Annotated in this window: 17 protein-coding genes; 13 read left to right on the forward strand and 4 right to left on the reverse strand. The window is 61.5% G+C overall.

All coding sequences use genetic code 11. The annotated features are described in order from the left end of the window. The 3 genes from HA46_RS13490 to pstB form a co-directional block, all read left to right on the forward strand. The coding region (locus tag HA46_RS13490; protein ID WP_143807638.1) for an ABC transporter permease subunit at positions 1-413 on the forward strand (413 nt) is incomplete at its 5' end. Continuing rightward, on the forward strand, positions 410-2,050 hold the full coding sequence (pstA, locus tag HA46_RS13495) for a phosphate ABC transporter permease PstA (protein WP_084884824.1): 1,641 nt from the start codon (positions 410-412) through the stop codon (positions 2,048-2,050). The genes HA46_RS13490 and pstA, both read left to right, overlap by 4 nt. Before the next feature lie 12 nt (positions 2,051-2,062). Further along, positions 2,063-2,830, forward strand: a complete 768-nt coding sequence (pstB, locus tag HA46_RS13500; RefSeq protein ID WP_084884827.1) for a phosphate ABC transporter ATP-binding protein PstB — start codon at positions 2,063-2,065, stop codon at positions 2,828-2,830. A gap of 180 nt (positions 2,831-3,010) precedes the next feature. Here the strand turns inward: pstB and purN are convergent, their stop codons facing one another. Together purN and purM are read right to left on the reverse strand one after the other, a co-directional pair. Continuing rightward, the gene (purN, locus tag HA46_RS13505) at positions 3,011-3,649 is read right to left on the reverse strand and encodes a phosphoribosylglycinamide formyltransferase (RefSeq protein ID WP_033791803.1); all 639 of its coding nucleotides are present in this window, start codon (positions 3,647-3,649) and stop codon (positions 3,011-3,013) included. Continuing rightward, entirely contained in the window at positions 3,646-4,686 is a 1,041-nt protein-coding gene (purM, locus tag HA46_RS13510) for a phosphoribosylformylglycinamidine cyclo-ligase (protein WP_033753849.1), read from the reverse strand. The genes purN and purM overlap by 4 nt, the downstream gene beginning before the upstream one ends. Before the next feature lie 239 nt (positions 4,687-4,925). Here purM and upp point away from each other — a divergent pair, with 239 nt between their 5' ends. The 3 genes from upp (at position 4,926) to hda (ending at position 7,693) form a co-directional block, all read left to right on the forward strand. After that, the gene (gene upp, locus HA46_RS13515; protein ID WP_033753846.1) at positions 4,926-5,552 is read left to right on the forward strand and encodes a uracil phosphoribosyltransferase; all 627 of its coding nucleotides are present in this window, start codon (positions 4,926-4,928) and stop codon (positions 5,550-5,552) included. Positions 5,553-5,616: 64 nt separating this feature from the next. Further along, the gene (gene uraA, locus HA46_RS13520; protein ID WP_084884829.1) at positions 5,617-6,900 is read left to right on the forward strand and encodes a uracil permease; all 1,284 of its coding nucleotides are present in this window, start codon (positions 5,617-5,619) and stop codon (positions 6,898-6,900) included. 91 nt (positions 6,901-6,991) lie between these two features. Continuing rightward, positions 6,992-7,693 carry a DnaA inactivator Hda gene (gene hda / locus HA46_RS13525; RefSeq protein WP_216491805.1) on the forward strand — a complete coding sequence of 234 codons (702 nt, stop codon included), beginning with the start codon at positions 6,992-6,994 and terminating at the stop codon, positions 7,691-7,693. On the opposite strand, the gene arsC is transcribed toward hda, so the two are convergent. Both arsC and bepA read right to left on the reverse strand, forming a co-directional pair. Further along, positions 7,690-8,031 carry an arsenate reductase (glutaredoxin) gene (arsC, locus tag HA46_RS13530; protein ID WP_084884832.1) on the reverse strand — a complete coding sequence of 114 codons (342 nt, stop codon included), beginning with the start codon at positions 8,029-8,031 and terminating at the stop codon, positions 7,690-7,692. The two genes, hda and arsC, sit on opposite strands and share 4 nt — an antisense overlap. 6 nt (positions 8,032-8,037) lie before the next feature. Continuing rightward, positions 8,038-9,501 carry a beta-barrel assembly-enhancing protease gene (gene bepA / locus HA46_RS13535; RefSeq protein ID WP_084884834.1) on the reverse strand — a complete coding sequence of 488 codons (1,464 nt, stop codon included), beginning with the start codon at positions 9,499-9,501 and terminating at the stop codon, positions 8,038-8,040. 734 nt (positions 9,502-10,235) lie between these two features. On the opposite strand from bepA, the gene HA46_RS13540 reads away from it, so the two are divergent. The 7 genes from HA46_RS13540 to HA46_RS13570 all read left to right on the forward strand — a co-directional run bounded on the left by HA46_RS13540 (position 10,236) and on the right by HA46_RS13570 (position 16,321). Then, positions 10,236-10,841 (forward strand): DsrE family protein, encoded by a 606-nt coding sequence (locus tag HA46_RS13540; RefSeq protein ID WP_084884836.1) that lies wholly within the window; start codon positions 10,236-10,238, stop codon positions 10,839-10,841. A gap of 34 nt (positions 10,842-10,875) precedes the next feature. After that, on the forward strand, positions 10,876-11,484 hold the full coding sequence (locus HA46_RS13545) for a DsrE family protein (RefSeq protein WP_033753830.1): 609 nt from the start codon (positions 10,876-10,878) through the stop codon (positions 11,482-11,484). A 128-nt stretch (positions 11,485-11,612) separates the two neighbouring features. After that, positions 11,613-12,650, forward strand: coding sequence for a substrate-binding domain-containing protein (locus HA46_RS13550; protein WP_084884838.1), 1,038 nt, complete (start codon positions 11,613-11,615; stop codon positions 12,648-12,650). Next, on the forward strand, positions 12,629-13,651 hold the full coding sequence (locus tag HA46_RS13555; protein WP_084884841.1) for an ABC transporter substrate-binding protein: 1,023 nt from the start codon (positions 12,629-12,631) through the stop codon (positions 13,649-13,651). The genes HA46_RS13550 and HA46_RS13555 overlap by 22 nt, the downstream gene beginning before the upstream one ends. Next, positions 13,651-14,523: an ABC transporter permease gene (locus HA46_RS13560; RefSeq protein WP_033791792.1), complete on the forward strand. Its 873-nt coding sequence runs from the start codon at positions 13,651-13,653 to the stop codon at positions 14,521-14,523. The genes HA46_RS13555 and HA46_RS13560 overlap by 1 nt, the downstream gene beginning before the upstream one ends. Next, positions 14,520-15,335, forward strand: a complete 816-nt coding sequence (locus HA46_RS13565; RefSeq protein ID WP_084884844.1) for an ABC transporter permease — start codon at positions 14,520-14,522, stop codon at positions 15,333-15,335. Before HA46_RS13560 ends, HA46_RS13565 begins: the two co-directional genes overlap by 4 nt. Next, entirely contained in the window at positions 15,332-16,321 is a 990-nt protein-coding gene (locus HA46_RS13570) for an ABC transporter ATP-binding protein (protein ID WP_084884846.1), read from the forward strand. The genes HA46_RS13565 and HA46_RS13570 overlap by 4 nt, the downstream gene beginning before the upstream one ends. Positions 16,322-16,326: the final 5 nt, after the last annotated feature.

Below are 16,326 nucleotides of genomic sequence, written 5' to 3' on the forward strand. Positions count from 1 at the left end.
CCCTGTCGGAGGATGCGTTATTCAGCGTGCCCGCGGCGCTGGGGCAGGGGTCGCTGGCGCTGGGCGCCACGCCGTGGCAGACCCTGACGCGCGTGGTGCTGCCGGGGGCGTCGGCGGGGATTTTCGCCGCGCTGATGATTGGCTTTGGCCGCGCGGTCGGCGAAACCATGATTGTGCTGATGGCGACCGGCAACACGCCGCAGAGTCAGGGCGGTCTCTTTTCCGGGCTGCGCGCGCTTTCCGCTAATATCGCTATCGAGATGCCGGAAGCTGCGGCAGGGAGCGCGCACTACCGAATACTTTTTCTCAGCGCGCTGATGCTGCTGATCTTTACCCTGATTATCAACACGCTGGCCGAGCTGATTCGCCAGCGCCTGCGCCAGCGATACGGGCAGCATGAGGGCCAGGCATGAAGACGATGCGACAAAACGATCGCTGGCGCTGGCTGACCGCAGGCGCGGTCGCCGTCTGCCTGCTGGCCTTTACCCTGCTGATTGCGCTGCTGGCGTGGCAGGGAATGCGCGCCTTCTGGCCGCAGCGCGTCGATCTCTACCAGCTGACGCAGCCGGAAGGGCAGACCACGGCGCTGCTGGGCGAAACCCTCGAGCATCAGCCGCACTTCCCCGCGCCCGCGGCGGAAGGGGAGGCGTCGCCGCCGGTCAGTCAGGTTCACCGCTACCTGATCAAAACCGGCAACCGCGACTGGGATGCGCCCGATTTTCGCGTGATCTATGCGCGCGAGGCGCTCAGGGTCAGCCAGCCGAAAGAGGTGATGGTGCTGCAGCGGCGCAGCGGCGGCAACGCCTACGGTTGGTTCGCCGGCCTGCGCGAAGATAACGAGGCGCTGACGGCGCGCGATCCCGATGCGCTCCTGCATCAGCGGCTGGGTCAGGTGCGCGAGCTGCTGCATAAAATTCATCGCATTCGCCATGTCGATCTGACGCGGCTCAACGATCAGCTGGCGGCGCTGGATGCGCGCGCCGATCGGCTGCGGCAGCAGCAGCAGTTCGATACGCGCGCGCTGTCAGAGTTCGAGGCGAACCAGGCGGCGTTGCAGCGCCGCTTCGCCCGGCTCAGCAGCCGGCTGGCCGATCTGCAGCGCGAGAGCCAGCGCGACGTGGTGATCCTGCGCGACGCGCAGCATCGCGAGCACGCCATTCCGCTGGCGCAGGTGGTTGAAGCCTGGCGTCCTAACGCCATGAACACGCAGCAGAAGCTGACCCACGTGCTGCGTCAGATCTGGCATTTCGTCAGCGATTCGCCTGCGAACGGCGAGAGCGACAGCGGCGCGTTTCCGGCGATTTTCGGCACCGTGCTGATGGTGCTGCTGATGTCGCTGGTAGTGATGCCGTTGGGCGTTATCGCCGCCATCTGGCTGCATGAGTATGCCGGGCGCAACGCCCTGACGCGGCTGGTGCGCATTGCGGTGGTCAACCTGGCGGGCGTGCCGTCGATCGTGTATGGCGTGTTCGGGCTGGGCTTTTTCGTCTGGCTGGCAGGCGGCACGCTCGATCAGCTCTTCTTTTCCCGCGCGTTGCCCAATCCCACTTTCGGCACGCCGGGACTGCTGTGGGCATCGCTGACGCTGGCGCTGCTGACGCTGCCGGTGGTGATCGTCGCCACCGAAGAGGGGCTGTCGCGCATCCCTGACTCGCTGCGTCAGGGCTCGCTGGCGCTGGGCGCCACCCAGGCGGAGACGCTATGGCACGTGGTGCTGCCGATGGCGGTGCCGGCGATGCTCACCGGCCTGATTCTGGCGGTAGCGCGCGCTGCGGGAGAGACCGCGCCGCTCATGCTGGTGGGCGTCGTGAAGATGGTGCCGGAGCTGCCGGTCGACGCGGTCTTTCCCTGGCTGCATCTTGACCGCAAATTTATGCACCTCGGCTTCCAGATTTACGATCTCGCCTTTCAGAGTCCCAACGTCGAGGCGGATCGCCCGCTGGTCTACGCCACGGCGCTGCTGCTGGTGACGATTATTCTGTCGCTCAATCTGCTGGCGATGGCGCTGCGCCATCGGCTGCGCGAACGCTACCGGCTGATGACCCAATAAAAGATGATGACTATGATGCCCGATACCGAAACGGCGCTGACGCTAAACCACCTTTCGTTATGGTATGGCGAACGTCAGGCGCTGCATGATATTTCGCTGCGCATTCCCGAGAAGCGCATTACCGCGCTGATTGGGCCTTCCGGCTGCGGCAAATCGACGCTGCTGCACTGTTTTAATCGCATGAACGACGTGGTGGACAGCTGCCGTATCGAAGGTGACATTCTGCTGGGCAGCCACGATATTATGCAGCCGGCGCAGGATCTCTCGGCGCTGCGCCGCCGGATCGGCATGGTGTTTCAGCGGCCCAATCCGTTTCCCAAGTCGATTTATGAAAATGTGGTGTACGGCCTGCGGCTGCAGGGCGTGCGCGACAGGCGAGTCCTGAACGAGGCGTGCGAACGTGCGCTGCGTGCCGCGGCGCTGTGGGGCGAGGTGAAAGATCAGCTGGGGCAGAACGCGCTCACGCTCTCCAGCGGCCAGCAGCAGCGGCTGGTCATCGCGCGCGCCATCGCTATCGAACCGGAAGTCCTGCTGCTGGACGAGCCGACGTCGGCGCTCGATCCTATCTCAACGCTGGTGATTGAAGAGCTGATGACCACGCTGAAGCAACATTTTACGCTGGTGTTGGTCACCCACAATATGCAGCAGGCGTCGCGCGTCTCCGACTACACCGCCTTTATGCATCAGGGCGCGGTGGTGGAATTCGATGAAACGGACCGCATCTTTACCTCGCCGCGCAACCGGCGCACCGAGGATTATATTACCGGGCGCTACGGCTGAGGTAGCGGTACTTGTGCTCACAGGCAGCTAACAAAGTCAAAACGTAGCGGGCATGGGCAGAAGAGCAAAGCGTCCTGCGCCAGGGACGGCGTAGGCCGAGCGCGTATGGATACCTTGAGCGGCGTTGCGATCGGTCCATGCCATCTATGTAAGCACGGATGAATCAAACAGCGTTATGCCTTAGTCGTACGCGTAGCCCTGCGGCGGCAGCGGCTGATTATCCAGCCAGGCCTTGCCTTCGCGCATCGCTAACCGGCCCTCGACAAACCAGCTAATCACCAGCGGATAGATCGCATGCTCCTGATGCTGCACGCGCGCGGTCACCTCGTCTTCATTGTCGTCAGGAAAGATCGGCACGCGAGCCTGCAGTATCACCGGGCCGCCGTCCAGTTCGTCGGTCACGAAATGCACCGACGTGCCATGTTCGGCGTCGCCGTTCGCCAGCGCCTGACGATGGGTGTGCAGGCCAGGGTATTTCGGCAGCAGGGAAGGGTGAATATTGAGCAGGCGATCCTGATAATGCGCGACAAAGGCGCTGCTCAGGATGCGCATATAGCCCGCCAGCACCACCAGATCGGGCGCGTACGCGTCGATCTCCCGCATCAGCTGACGATCAAAGGCTTCGCGATCGGGGAAGTCGCCCGCCGCCAGCGCATGGGCCGGCACGCCCGCGTCGCGCGCGCGCGTCAGTCCCCAGGCGGTCGATTTATTACTGAAAACGGCAGCGACGCTGCCGTTAATCCGCCCGCTTGCGCAGGCGTCGAGGATGGACTGAAGATTGCTTCCGTTGCCGGAGATCAGCACAACCAGCTTTTTCATGCGTTGATAACCACGCGCTCTTCCGCATCTGACGCCTTGATCACGCCGATCTTCCAGGCTTTTTCGCCCGCGGCGCGCATCAGCTCTACCGCCTTGTCGGCTTCGGCGGCGCTCAGGGCGATCACCATGCCGACACCGCAGTTAAAGGTGCGGTACATCTCGTGGCGGCTGACGTTGCCTGCCTGCTGCAGCCAGTCAAAGACAGCGGGCCATTCCCAGCTCTTCTCGTCGATCACCGCCTGAGTATGATCCGGCAGCACGCGCGGAATATTTTCCCAGAAGCCGCCGCCGGTCAGATGCGCAATCGCATGCACGTCCACCTGCTCGATCAGGCTAAGGATATTTTTCACGTAGATGCGGGTCGGTTCCAGCAGATGATCCGCCAGCGGGCGGCCGTCCAGCTGTTTCGTCAGCGGGTCGGTCTGGCTTACTTCGAGGATTTTGCGCACCAGCGAATAGCCGTTAGAGTGCGGGCCGCTGGAGCCCAGCGCGATCAGCACGTCGCCGTCCTGCACTTTTGAGCCGTCGATAATTTCTGATTTCTCAACCACGCCGACGCAAAAGCCGGCCACGTCGTAATCTTCGCCGTGGTACATGCCCGGCATTTCAGCGGTTTCGCCGCCTACCAGCGCGCAGCCAGACTGCAGACAGCCCTCGGCGATGCCGGTGATAACAGAAGAGGCGGTCTCGACGTCCAGCTTGCCGGTGGCGTAATAGTCGAGGAAAAAGAGCGGCTCCGCGCCCTGAACCACCAGGTCGTTCACGCACATGGCGACCAGATCGATGCCGATAGCGTCATGGCGCTTCAGATCCATCGCCAGACGCAGCTTGGTGCCGACGCCGTCGGTTCCGGAGACCAGCACCGGCTCGCGATATTTCTGCGGCAGCGCGCAAAGGGCGCCGAAACCGCCCAGCCCACCCATCACTTCCGGGCGACGGGTCTTTTTCACTACGCCTTTAATACGATCAACCAGAGCATTACCAGCATCGATATCTACGCCGGCGTCTTTGTAGCTGAGAGAGGTCTTGTCGGTCACTGCGGAATCCCCACGCGATTGCGGTTGGTGGTTAACAAAAAGCGCGGCAATTCTAACAGCGCAGGCAAACGTTTGCGAGCCCCATTGCCTGGTCAAATTGCGCGCCGGACGATTTTCATCAATCCTTGAAGGACGGATCAAAACTTAGCCTCTTTGCGCAACGACATATGGCGCGCTTGCGAAAAGGCGGTATAATCCCGCGATTTTTTTTTAGCTCAACTCATTCCGGGAGAACACCAATGAAGATCGTGGAAGTCAAACACCCGCTGGTCAAACATAAACTGGGCTTGATGCGTGAGCACGATATCAGTACCAAGCGCTTCCGCGAGCTGGCATCGGAAGTCGGCAGCCTGCTGACCTACGAAGCCACCGCCGACCTGGAAACCGAGCGCGTCACCATCGAAGGCTGGAACGGCCCGGTGGAAATCGATCAAATCAAAGGTAAAAAAATCACCGTCGTGCCGATTCTGCGCGCCGGTCTGGGGATGATGGAAGGGGTGCTGGAGCATGTGCCGAGCGCGCGCATCAGCGTGGTCGGGGTCTACCGTGACGAAGAGACGCTGGAGCCGGTGCCCTATTTCCAGAAGCTGGTCTCCAATATCGAAGAGCGCCTGGCGCTGGTGGTCGACCCGATGCTGGCCACGGGCGGTTCGATGATCGCCACCATCGATCTGCTGAAAAAAGCGGGCTGCAGCAGCATCAAGGTGCTGGTTCTGGTCGCCGCGCCGGAAGGCATCGCCGCGCTGGAGAAGGCGCATCCGGACGTTGAACTCTACACCGCATCGGTGGATCGCGGCCTGAATGAGAAAGGGTATATCATTCCAGGGCTGGGCGATGCCGGCGACAAGATTTTCGGAACGAAGTAACTGAATCAGCCGACCAGAGAGTCGGCTTTTTTTTGGCATAAATAAACGTTGAAGGGGATAAATGATGACTCGTCGCGCCATTGGCGTCAGCGAACGCCCGCCGCTACTGCAAACCATACCGCTCAGCCTGCAACATCTGTTCGCCATGTTCGGCGCAACGGTGCTGGTGCCGATCCTGTTTCATATCAACCCGGCGACGGTGCTGCTGTTCAACGGCGTCGGCACGCTGCTTTACCTTTTTATCTGCAAAGGCAAAATTCCCGCCTATCTCGGCTCCAGCTTCGCCTTTATCTCGCCTGTGCTGCTACTCTTGCCGCTCGGCTATGAGCTGGCGCTGGGCGGCTTTATCCTGTGCGGCGTGCTGTTCTGCATCGTGGCGCTGATTGTGAAAAAGGCCGGCACCGGCTGGATCGACGTAATGTTTCCGCCGGCGGCGATGGGCGCTATCGTGGCGGTAATCGGTCTGGAGCTGGCGGGCGTGGCGGCTAATATGGCGGGGCTGCTGCCGGCAGAAGGCGCGAGTCCCGACAGCGCCACCATTACCATCTCGCTGGTGACGCTGGGCGTGACGGTGTTCGGCTCGGTGCTGTTCCGTGGCTTTCTCGCCATTATCCCTATTCTGGTGGGCGTGGTGGCAGGCTACGCGCTCTCGTTCGTGATGGGCATCGTCGACTGGACGCCGGTCTACAACGCGCCCTGGTTCGCGCTGCCGACTTTCTATACGCCGCGCTTCGAGTGGGCGGCGATGCTGACCATTCTGCCCGCCGCGCTGGTGGTGATCGCCGAGCATGTCGGTCATTTGGTGGTGACCGCCAATATCGTGAAAAAAGATCTGATCCGCGATCCCGGCCTGCATCGCTCGATGTTCGCTAACGGCCTTTCCACCGTGATTTCCGGATTTTTCGGCTCGACGCCGAACACCACCTACGGCGAAAACATCGGCGTCATGGCGATTACCCGCGTCTACAGCACCTGGGTGATCGGCGGCGCGGCGATCATCGCGATCCTGCTGTCGTGCGTCGGCAAGCTGGCGGCGGCGATTCAGGCGATCCCGGTGCCGGTAATGGGCGGCGTGTCGCTGCTGCTCTATGGCGTCATCGGCGCATCAGGTATCCGCGTGCTGATCGAATCCAAAGTGGATTACAGCAAGGCGCAAAATCTGATCCTCACCTCGGTTATCCTCATCATCGGCGTTAGCGGAGCGAAAGTGCACATTGGCGCCGCGGAGCTGAAAGGCATGGCGCTGGCGACGCTGGTCGGCGTGCTGCTGGCGCTGATCTTTCGCGTTATCTCGCTGTTGCGCCCGGAAGAATTGGTGCTGGACGCTAAAGAGAAGGGCGGCCACTAAACCCCGCGCGGGCAGGGACGCCCGTTATCCTCACCCGGTAAAAACTGTGGTAGACTTGCCCCGTTTTTTGCCTGTTCCTTTTGAGGTGCTTCTGAACACGCCGGCACAACTGTCACTGCCACTTTACTTACCGGACGACGAGACGTTCGCCAGCTTTTGGCCGGGGGAAAATCCGTCGCTTATTGCCGCGCTGAAAGGCGCCCTCAGTCAGCAACACGGCAGCTATCTCTATTTCTGGTCGCGCGAAGGCGGCGGCCGCAGCCACCTGCTACACGCGGCGTGCGCGGAGATGTCGGCGCGCGGCGAAGCGGTCGGCTATGTGCCGCTGGATAAACGCACCTGGTTTGTGCCGGACGTGCTGGACGGCATGGAGCATCTGGCGCTGGTCTGCATCGATAATATCGAGTGCATCGCCGGCGAAGAGGCGTGGGAAATGGCGATCTTCGATCTCTATAACCGCATCCTGGAAACCGGCAAAACCCGGCTCTTTATCACCGGCGATCGGCCGCCGCGCCAGCTCAACCTCAACCTGCCCGATCTGGCGTCGCGTCTCGACTGGGGGCAGATCTATCGTCTGCAGCCGTTGAGCGACGAAGATAAGCTGCAGGCGCTGCAGCTGCGCGCCGGTATGCGGGGCTTTGAACTGCCGGAAGATGTCGGCCGTTTCCTGCTGAAACGCCTCGATCGCGAAATGCGCACGCTGTTCGAAACCCTGGATCGCCTCGATCACGCTTCGATCAGCGCGCAGCGCAAGCTCACTATTCCTTTCGTAAAAGAGACGCTCGGGCTTTAAAGGATTTCCAGCACCGCTTCCGGCGGCCGGCCAATGCGCGCCCGATCGCCGTTGATCACTACCGGCCGCTCCAGCAGCCCCGGATGCGCCGTCAGCGCGTCAAGCAGCTGCGCTTCGTCGGCATCGTCCAGCCGCAGCGTTTTATAAAGCTCCTCTTTGGTGCGCATCAGCTGCCGGACGCTGCTCATGCCGAGTTTTTGCAGCAGAATTTGCAGCGTCTCGCGATCCGGCGGCGTCTCAAGATAGCGGACGATTTCTGGCTTCACGCCGTTCGCCTCCAGCAGCGCCAGGGTTTCGCGGCTCTTGCTGCAGCGCGGATTATGATAAATGGTGACCATGCTGGATTATCCTTTTTGATACTGCTTGAAGCGGGTTTGCAGCTGACGAAGCTGGTCAATACGCGCGTCGTAGCGCGCCTGTTTCAGGCTGCCGACCGGCACCTGCGCACTGGCGCTGCTTAGCGTGGTAATCGCCTGATCAAGCTGGCCGTTAAGCGCCAGCGTTTCGGCGCGCGCCGACATCTCTTCATCATTCAGTCCCTGCTGCGCCGACGCCTGCGCCAGCAGCTCCCAGCCGTTAACATCGTCCGGATGCGACCAGGTATAGCGGTTCAGAATGCGGCTAGCGTTAGCCGGCTGTTTCGTCTCGACGTAGGCGTTCGCCAGGTTTAGCTGCACCACCGGGCTGTTTTTGGCCGCGCCTGCGGCATTCAGCCGGGCGATCGCCTGCTGCGGCTGATTCAGGCCGATATCGATATCGGTCATGATGTCGAGATACCAGACGTTATCGGGCTGCTTCGCCAGCAGCGGCTCGATAATCTTTTTCGCGTTGGCGAAACTCTTCGCCTGTAAAAACTGCACCGCTTTGCCATACTGCGCCGCCTGCTGCTCGCGGCTGTTGCCGTGGCTGTAGCTATCCAGCAGCTCGTCGGTCAGCTGGTTGCGGCCGGTGGCGTACATGCCAAGCGCGCGCACTTTCGCCATGTAATAATCCTGGGATGACTGCACCACCACTGGACGCATCTGGTTGGCGCGGTTGCGTGCGTCCGCCAGGCGGCTATCTGGCAGGGGGTGCGTCAGGAGAATCTCCGGCGGCTTCGACGAGAAGCGGCTCTGATCGGCCAGCTTCTGTAAAAAATTGGGCATCGCCTCGGGATCGAATCCGGCGCGCTGCAGCACCTGAATGCCGATACGATCCGCCTCCTGCTCGTTGCCCTGGGTAAAGCTGATAATACCCTGCTGGGTGCCCGCCAGCGTGCCGGTCAGCGCCGCCATGCCCGCCTGAGGACTGGCCATCGCCAGCAGAATCGATCCCAGCGCCCCGACCCAGGTCAACGGCGCGTTGCGCTTTTGATCTTCCATCGCGCGCGCCAGATGGCGCTGGGTAACGTGCGAGATCTCATGTGCCATCACCGACGCCAGCTGGCTCTCATTTTCGGTAAAGCGGAACAGCGAGGCGTGCAGCACCACATTGCCGCCGAAAAAGGCGAAGGCGTTGAGCTCGTCGTTCTGGATCAGGAAAAAGTGGAAGGGCGTCTTCACCGAGTCGGCATGAGCGACCAGACGCTGGCCGAGCTGGTTGATGTACTCATTAAGCAGCGGGTCGTTGATCAGCGGCGCGCTGGCGCGCAGCTGACGCACGTAAAAATCGCCCATCTGCATCTCCTGGCCGATAGAGAGCGTCGAGCCTGCGGTCGTGCCCATATCGGGCAGCGAGTCGCTGACGTCGGCCCAGGCGGACGCGTGCGGCATCAGCATCAGCGTTGGAATCAGCGCGGCGAGTAGCGTTTTCTTTAACCGGTTCAACATGCCTGGATCCTGTAGAGAAACTCTGAGGCCTGGAAAGTACATTGTGCTTTTTCAGGGTAAAAGACGCGTCGCGCCTATCTTAACCAGAGCCTTAAAAGAAAGAAACGGTCTGATCTGCTATTAACCTGTGCGATGGCGGCGCTTTTGCAGCAAAAAATTGAACGTTGCGGGCGGGCGCGCTTTCGTTGAAAAACCAAACGCGCATTTATTTCATCAACAGGAAACGGCGCTACAGCAGCGCTGCAACAGGCGCCGCTTTTTTAAGCGAACCGGCCAGAATAGCTAAAGTGGTCTAAGGCTAAGGTAGCTAACACGCTTTTTAATTAAAGATATGTAAATTTACTCAAAAAAACTGAATGTGGCATGTTTTTTTCCAGGCTTACTCTGAAAAAACTGCCCTTAACAGCCTGAACGAGCGAAAGCGAAAATCAATAATTTTTATTGTGACACCCGCATCGCTTCGCCGGGAAATATAAATAGCTGGTACGTTATTCAGGCCATTAAAATTTATTTAACGCCACTCTCTTCTTCTATATCGATCCACTTTAAAGCTGACCAATATGCGCCGCGCCATCGAAAGCGTTCATCACTTAGCTTTGTTAATAGTTCCCTTTGCAATTAACGCGCCACGGGCGGTCAGCGCCGCGCCCTTTTGCCGCGCCGGGGCTGTGGTATAGATAGCTCACCCAATTCGGGATGTGAACCAGCGCTACGCTGTTGTCCGGAGATAATTTATGCGTTCAGCTGTATCTTACGCGCTCATCGCCATTATTGGCGGTGCTGTTGGCGCGGGCGTTACCCAGAGCGGCGCGCTCTATCAAAAAGTTGTTAACCATTTTGCCGCCAAACCCAGCGATCCAGACGGTTTCTGGAGCACGCCGGCCGTCGACGGCTACGGCAAGATCCATTACGAACCAGACGCGGCCTTTAAACCGGTCGCGGGCCTGAGCAATAAGATCGTTTTCCAGATTACCCGCAGCGACGGGGCGATGACCGACGTCAACCTCGGCCTGGAGCGCGTGGCGCGCGTGGTCAATCTTTATGTCGCCTCCGGCGTGCCGGCCGCAGACCTGAAATTCGTGGTCTCGGTAACGGGCGACGCGACGCCCGCGATGCTGGATAACGCCCACTTCAAACAGTTCTACGGCGTAGACAATCCCAACCTCAAACTTATCAACCAACTCGATAAGCTGGGCGTGAAGGTCTCCGTCTGCGATCAGTCGGTGGCTTTCCACCATTACCCCAACGACTGGATCGATAAATCGGTCGTCCATGCGCTCTCCAGCCCCACCACGGTTTCAACCCTGGAAAATCAGGGCTACGCATGGCTACAGATGTAATCACACTTCAAAAATAACAAGCAGGAGAATAACGATGCGTCCAGCGGCCTATATTGTGGTGGCAGCGATAGCCGGTTTTATTGGCGGCAATGTGTTACAGCTGCCGGAATTATATGACAAGGTGAGCGGCAAATTTGCCGGCAACACCACACAGCCAGCGGATTTCTGGAGTACGCCTGCGATTGAAGGCTTCGGCAAAATTCACTATGTCGACACGCCCGCTTTTAAACCAGGCACCGTGCCGGGCCTGAGCAATAAAATCGTTTTCCAGATTAACCGTAATGAAGGCGATATTCGTCAGCCGAATCTCGGCCTGGAGCGCGTCGCCCGCGTGACCAACCTTTATTACGCCGCAGGCGTGCCGCTGGATCAGCTGAAATTCGTGGTGTCGATCAATAGCGATGCGGTGCCAGCGGCGCTGAATAACGATCAGTTCCATAAAGCCTACGGCGTGGATAACCCTAACCTGAAGCTGATCGACGAGCTGAAAAAGGCGGGCGTGCAGGTCTCTATCTGCGACCAGTCGGTGGCTTTCCACAATCTGCAGCGCGACTGGATCGATCAGCGCGTGACCCACACCATCTCCAGCGGCACCACGGTGGCGACGCTGCAAAACGAAGGCTACGCCTTCCTGATGCTGTAAACCCTCTCCCGACAGCGGCCGCGCGCCGCTGTCATCTGTTCGTCATTCCGCTGCGATTGTTCTGTCATACAACCCCTTTACTTTGAGCGCCAGTGAGATCGTTCTCATTAGTCTGTAGGGGGAGAAACATGACGGATTTAGTCAGCGTAGCGAAACTGGCGGGCGTTTCGCGCGCCACGGCGGCGCGCGCCTTCTCCGATCCGCATCTGCTGAAAAAGAGCACGCTGCAGCGCGTGCTAGCGGCGTCAGACCAGCTCGGCTTCCGTCCGAACCATATTGCGCGTCAGCTGCGCACCCAGAACTCCACCACCCTCGGCGTGCTGCTGCCTTCGCTGCTCAATCCGGTGTTCGCCCAGCAGCTACAGGCGATGGAGCGCCAGGCGCGGTTGGCCGGTTTCGGGCTGCTGGTGGCCACCAGCGACTATCAGGCCGAACGCGAGGCGGCGATTGTCGAGCATATGCTGCGTCAGCGCGTCGCCGGGCTGGTGCTGACGGTAGCCGACGCGGACCGCAGCGCCGTGCTGCCGACGCTGGCCGCCGCGCAGATGCCCTTCGTGCTGGCGCACAACGTGCCGCAGAGCGCCAGCTGGCCGAGCGTGTGCGTCGATAACCGCCGCGCGATGGCCGAAGCCGCCGGACACCTGCTGGCGCTGGGCCACTGCCATATCGGCATGGTGACCGGGCCGGTCTGGCAGTCCGATCGCGCTCAGCAACGCTTCCTCGGCTACTGCGATGCCATGCAGCAGGCCGGACTGAAACCCTTTCCGCTGATTGAGATGCCGAGCCACACGCGCTCCGACTTTCAGCAGCTGCGGCCGCGCCTGCAGGGCGCGAACCCGCTGACCGCGGTGATCTGCAGCAACGACCTGCTGGCCATCAGCCTGATGGGCGCTGCCGCACGCGCGGGCGTTCAGGTGCCGACGCAGCTTTCCATTATGGGCTTCGACGGTATTGAGACCGGCGAGCATCTGACGCCGTCGCTCGCCTCGGTGGTGCAGCCCAGCGATCTGCTCGGTGCCTGCGCCATCGATATGCTTTTACAACACGCCAGCGGTGGATCCCGCGTGCTGGCGCACCACCTGCGGTTGGGCGAAAGCATCGCGCCCGCGCCGCGCTCCACCTTTGCCAACACCAGGGAATCCACATGTCATCGCACAACAGAATAAAGAAATTAACCGCCGCGGCGCTGCTGGCTGCATGCGGTATGGCGAGCCATGCCGCCTACGCGGCGGAAAGCGCCATCTGCTACAACTGCCCGCCGGAGTGGGCGGACTGGGGAACGCAGCTGAAAGCCATCGCGCGCGACACCGGCATCCAGGTGCCGCAGGACAACAAAAATTCCGGCCAGGCGCTGGCGCAGATGGTCGCCGAGCAGGGCAATCCGGTTGCCGACGTGGTCTATTACGGCGTCAGCTTCGGCATCCAGGCGGCGGGCGCCGGCGTTGTCGCCGACTATAAACCGGCGCACTGGGATGAGGTGCCAACAGGCATGAAGGATCCTGACGGCAAGTGGGTGGCGCTACACTCCGGCACCATGGGCTTTATGGTCAATGTCGATGCGCTGGGCGGCGCGCCGCTGCCGACATCCTGGGATGACCTGCTGAAGCCGGAGTATAAAGGCATGGTGGGCTATCTCGATCCCTCCAGCGCCTTCGTCGGCTACGTCGCCGCCGTGGCGGTTAACCAGGCAAAAGGCGGCACCCTGCAGAATTTCGCGCCGGCGTTGAGCTGGTTCAAAAAGCTGCAGGCCAACCAGCCGATCGTGCCGAAGCAGACCGCCTACGCGCGCCTGATTTCTGGCGAGATCCCCATTCTGCTCGACTACGACTTCAACGCCTACCGCGCGAAGTACAAAGACCACGCCAACGTCGCTTTCGTGATCCCGCAAGAGGGCACGGTCACGGTGCCGTACGTCATTAGTCTGGTGAAGAACGCGCCGCACGCCGCCAACGGCAAAAAAGTGATCGATTACGTGCTCTCGGATAAAGGTCAGGCTATCTGGGCCAACGCTTATCTGCGTCCGGTGCGCCCGACGGCGATGTCCGCCGAGGCAAAGGCGAAGTTCCTGCCTGACAGCGATTATGCTCGCGCCACGACGGTGGATTACCAGCAGATGGCCGATGCGCAGAAGGCTTTTTCCGCCCGCTACCTGAGCGAGATCCGTTAATGTCGCTGCTGGAAACCCGCGGCCGCGCGCCGATCGCACTGCGCCGTCGGGCGCATCAGGGCGCACGCTGGCCCTGGATGCTGCTGCCTGCGCTGCTATTTCTCGCCGCCTTCTGGCTGCTGCCTTTCGGGCGGCTGCTGCAGACTGGCCTCTCGCCGGATCGCACCACACAGAGGAGCGGCTACTGGACGGTGGTAAGCCAGCCGCAGTATCTGCAAAGCCTGCTCAATACCCTGCTGCTGTCGCTGGCGGTGACGCTGGTAACGCTGCTGATCGCCACCGTGGTCGGCTGTTTCCTGGCGCGTCAGCGCTTCGCCGGACGCGGCACGCTGCTGGCGCTGCTGACCTTTCCGCTCGCCTTTCCCGGCGTGGTTGTGGGGTTTCTGGTGGTAATGCTGGCGGGGCGACAGGGGGTGCTGGCGCAGCTGAGCATGAGCCTGTTCCACGAGCGCTGGACGCTCGCCTATTCGCTCAGCGGCCTCTTTATCGGCTATCTCTACTTCTCCCTGCCGCGCGCCATCGTCACCCTGGTGGCGGCCAGCGAAAAGCTGGATCGCTCGCTGGAGGAGGCGGCGCGCTCGCTGGGCGCCAGCCAGTGGCGCATCATCTGGGACGTTATCGTGCCGGGACTCAAGCCGGCGCTGCTCTCCAGCGGCGCGCTCTGCTTCGCCACCAGCATGGGCGCCTTCGGCACCGCCTTTACCCTCGGCACCAGCCTTAGCGTGCTGCCGCTGACTATTTACGGCGAGTTCACTAACTATGCCAATTTCGCCACCGCGGCGGCGCTGTCGGTGGCGATGGGCGCGGTCGCCTGGCTCGGCCTGATGCTGGCGCGCGCGCTGACGCACGCTGGAGGAGAGCGACCATCATGAAACGTCGCGCGCTGTTCTGGCTGCAGGTCGGCGTTACCGCGCTGACGGCGCTGTTTATGATCGTGCCGGTGGTGCTGTCGATGCTGGCGGGCGTCACGGAGAATTACTTTATCGGCCTGCGCAGCGGCCTGACGCTGAAGTGGGTCGGTCAGGTGTGGGCGCTCTACGCCGACACCTTCTGGCTGTCGCTGCTTATTGCGGTCTGCTGCCTGGCGATTACCGTCGCGATCGGGCTGCCCGCCGCCTGGGGGCTGCTGAAGGCGCCGCCGCGCTGGGCTGCCCGAATCGAGGAGTGCCTGATGCTGCCGGTGGCGCTGCCGGGCCTCGCCACCGCGCTCGGCATTATTCTGCTTTACGGCCGGTTTAGCGGCCTGCGCGACAGCTGGCTGTTTATCCTGATCGGCCATGTGCTCTTTACGCTGCCCTTTATGATCCGTCCGGTACTGGCGGTGATGCAGGCGATTCAGCTGCCGCGCCTCGAAGAGGCGGCCGCCAGCCTCGGCGCCGGTTTCTGGCGCCGCTTTTTCACCGTGGTGGTGCCGAACTGCCGCAACGGCATTCTGGCGGGGGCGTTTATGGTGATTACGCTGTCGGTAGGCGAGTTCAATATTACCTGGATGCTGCATACGCCGCTGACCAAAACCCTGCCGGTCGGGCTGGCGGACAGCTACGCCTCGATGCGGCTGGAAGTGGGATCGGCCTATACGCTGATTTTTATCGTCATGATTTTACCGCTGTTGCTGATGCTCAACGCCTGCAATCACTGGCTGACGCGCCAGGCGACGCGGAACGCCCTTAAGGAGCTGGCATGAATAACGATGCCGTTACCGTCACGCTGCGCCGCTGCGCGCGCCGCTTTCATCAACACACCGCGCTGCACCCGCTCGATCTCACCGTTCACGCCGGCGAAACCCTGGTGCTGCTCGGGCCGTCCGGCTGCGGCAAAACCACCACGCTGCGCATCATCAGCGGGCTGGAAAGCAGCGACGAGGGCGGCGAGGTCTGGTTTGACGATCGCGACGTCACCGCGCTGCCGATCGAGAAGCGCAACGTCGGCATGGTGTTCCAGAACTACGCGCTGTTTCCCAATATGAACGTGGCGCAGAACGTCGAGTATGGCCTGAAGGTGCAGGGCGTGGCGCGCGGCGAACGTGAAGCGCGCGTCAAAGAGATGCTGGCGCTGGTGGATCTCAGCGCGCTGGCGAATCGCGCCATCGACAAGCTTTCCGGCGGGCAGAAGCAGCGCGTGGCGCTGGCGCGCGCGCTGGCCGCTCGGCCGAAAGTGCTGCTGTTCGACGAACCGCTGGCGGCGCTCGACGCCAAACTGCGCGAGCGGCTGCGGCTCGAAATCGGCGCGCTGCTGAAAAAGCTCGCCATTACCGCCGTCTACGTGACGCACGATCAGCAGGAGGCGATGGCGCTCGGCGATCGTATCGCGGTGATGGAGCAGGGGCGCATCGCCCAGATCGACACGCCGCAGGCGATTTATCAGCGTCCGGCGACGCGCTTCGTCGCCGATTTCGTCGGCGCCATCAACTGCGTCGAGACCGACGTCCACGGCGAACCGCGCCAGTTCTGCCGGCCGGAAGATATTCTGCTGGCGGAGGACAACCGCTATGCGCGTCACGGCTATATCGTCGGCAGCACCTTTTTAGGCGCCGTGCAGCGTTTGCAAATCGATATCGGTCTCGCCGCGCCGATTCAGGTCGAGCGCCATGCGCGGGAGGCCTGGCAAGCCGGGCAGCGCGTGACCTGGACGCTGGCGCCGCGCGCCGCGCTGGATTTTACCGGTTATTAAGGAGA

This window comes from Pantoea septica (genome assembly GCF_002095575.1).
GTDB classification, from domain to species: Bacteria; Pseudomonadota; Gammaproteobacteria; order Enterobacterales; family Enterobacteriaceae; genus Pantoea; species Pantoea septica.

What these genes read in the sequence shown, in the direction of transcription:
- pstA (WP_084884824.1), top strand. Translation starts at nt 410, where the DNA reads ATGAAGACGATGCGACAAAACGATCGCTGGCGCTGGCTGACCGCAGGC.
- pstB (WP_084884827.1), top strand. Translation starts at nt 2,063, where the DNA reads ATGATGCCCGATACCGAAACGGCGCTGACGCTAAACCACCTTTCGTTA.
- purN (WP_033791803.1), bottom strand. Translation starts at nt 3,649, where the DNA reads ATGAAAAAGCTGGTTGTGCTGATCTCCGGCAACGGAAGCAATCTTCAG.
- upp (WP_033753846.1), top strand. Translation starts at nt 4,926, where the DNA reads ATGAAGATCGTGGAAGTCAAACACCCGCTGGTCAAACATAAACTGGGC.
- uraA (WP_084884829.1), top strand. Translation starts at nt 5,617, where the DNA reads ATGACTCGTCGCGCCATTGGCGTCAGCGAACGCCCGCCGCTACTGCAA.
- arsC (WP_084884832.1), bottom strand. Translation starts at nt 8,031, where the DNA reads ATGGTCACCATTTATCATAATCCGCGCTGCAGCAAGAGCCGCGAAACC.
- bepA (WP_084884834.1), bottom strand. Translation starts at nt 9,501, where the DNA reads ATGTTGAACCGGTTAAAGAAAACGCTACTCGCCGCGCTGATTCCAACG.
- HA46_RS13540 (WP_084884836.1), top strand. Translation starts at nt 10,236, where the DNA reads ATGCGTTCAGCTGTATCTTACGCGCTCATCGCCATTATTGGCGGTGCT.
- HA46_RS13545 (WP_033753830.1), top strand. Translation starts at nt 10,876, where the DNA reads ATGCGTCCAGCGGCCTATATTGTGGTGGCAGCGATAGCCGGTTTTATT.
- HA46_RS13550 (WP_084884838.1), top strand. Translation starts at nt 11,613, where the DNA reads ATGACGGATTTAGTCAGCGTAGCGAAACTGGCGGGCGTTTCGCGCGCC.
- HA46_RS13555 (WP_084884841.1), top strand. Translation starts at nt 12,629, where the DNA reads ATGTCATCGCACAACAGAATAAAGAAATTAACCGCCGCGGCGCTGCTG.
- HA46_RS13560 (WP_033791792.1), top strand. Translation starts at nt 13,651, where the DNA reads ATGTCGCTGCTGGAAACCCGCGGCCGCGCGCCGATCGCACTGCGCCGT.
- HA46_RS13565 (WP_084884844.1), top strand. Translation starts at nt 14,520, where the DNA reads ATGAAACGTCGCGCGCTGTTCTGGCTGCAGGTCGGCGTTACCGCGCTG.
- HA46_RS13570 (WP_084884846.1), top strand. Translation starts at nt 15,332, where the DNA reads ATGAATAACGATGCCGTTACCGTCACGCTGCGCCGCTGCGCGCGCCGC.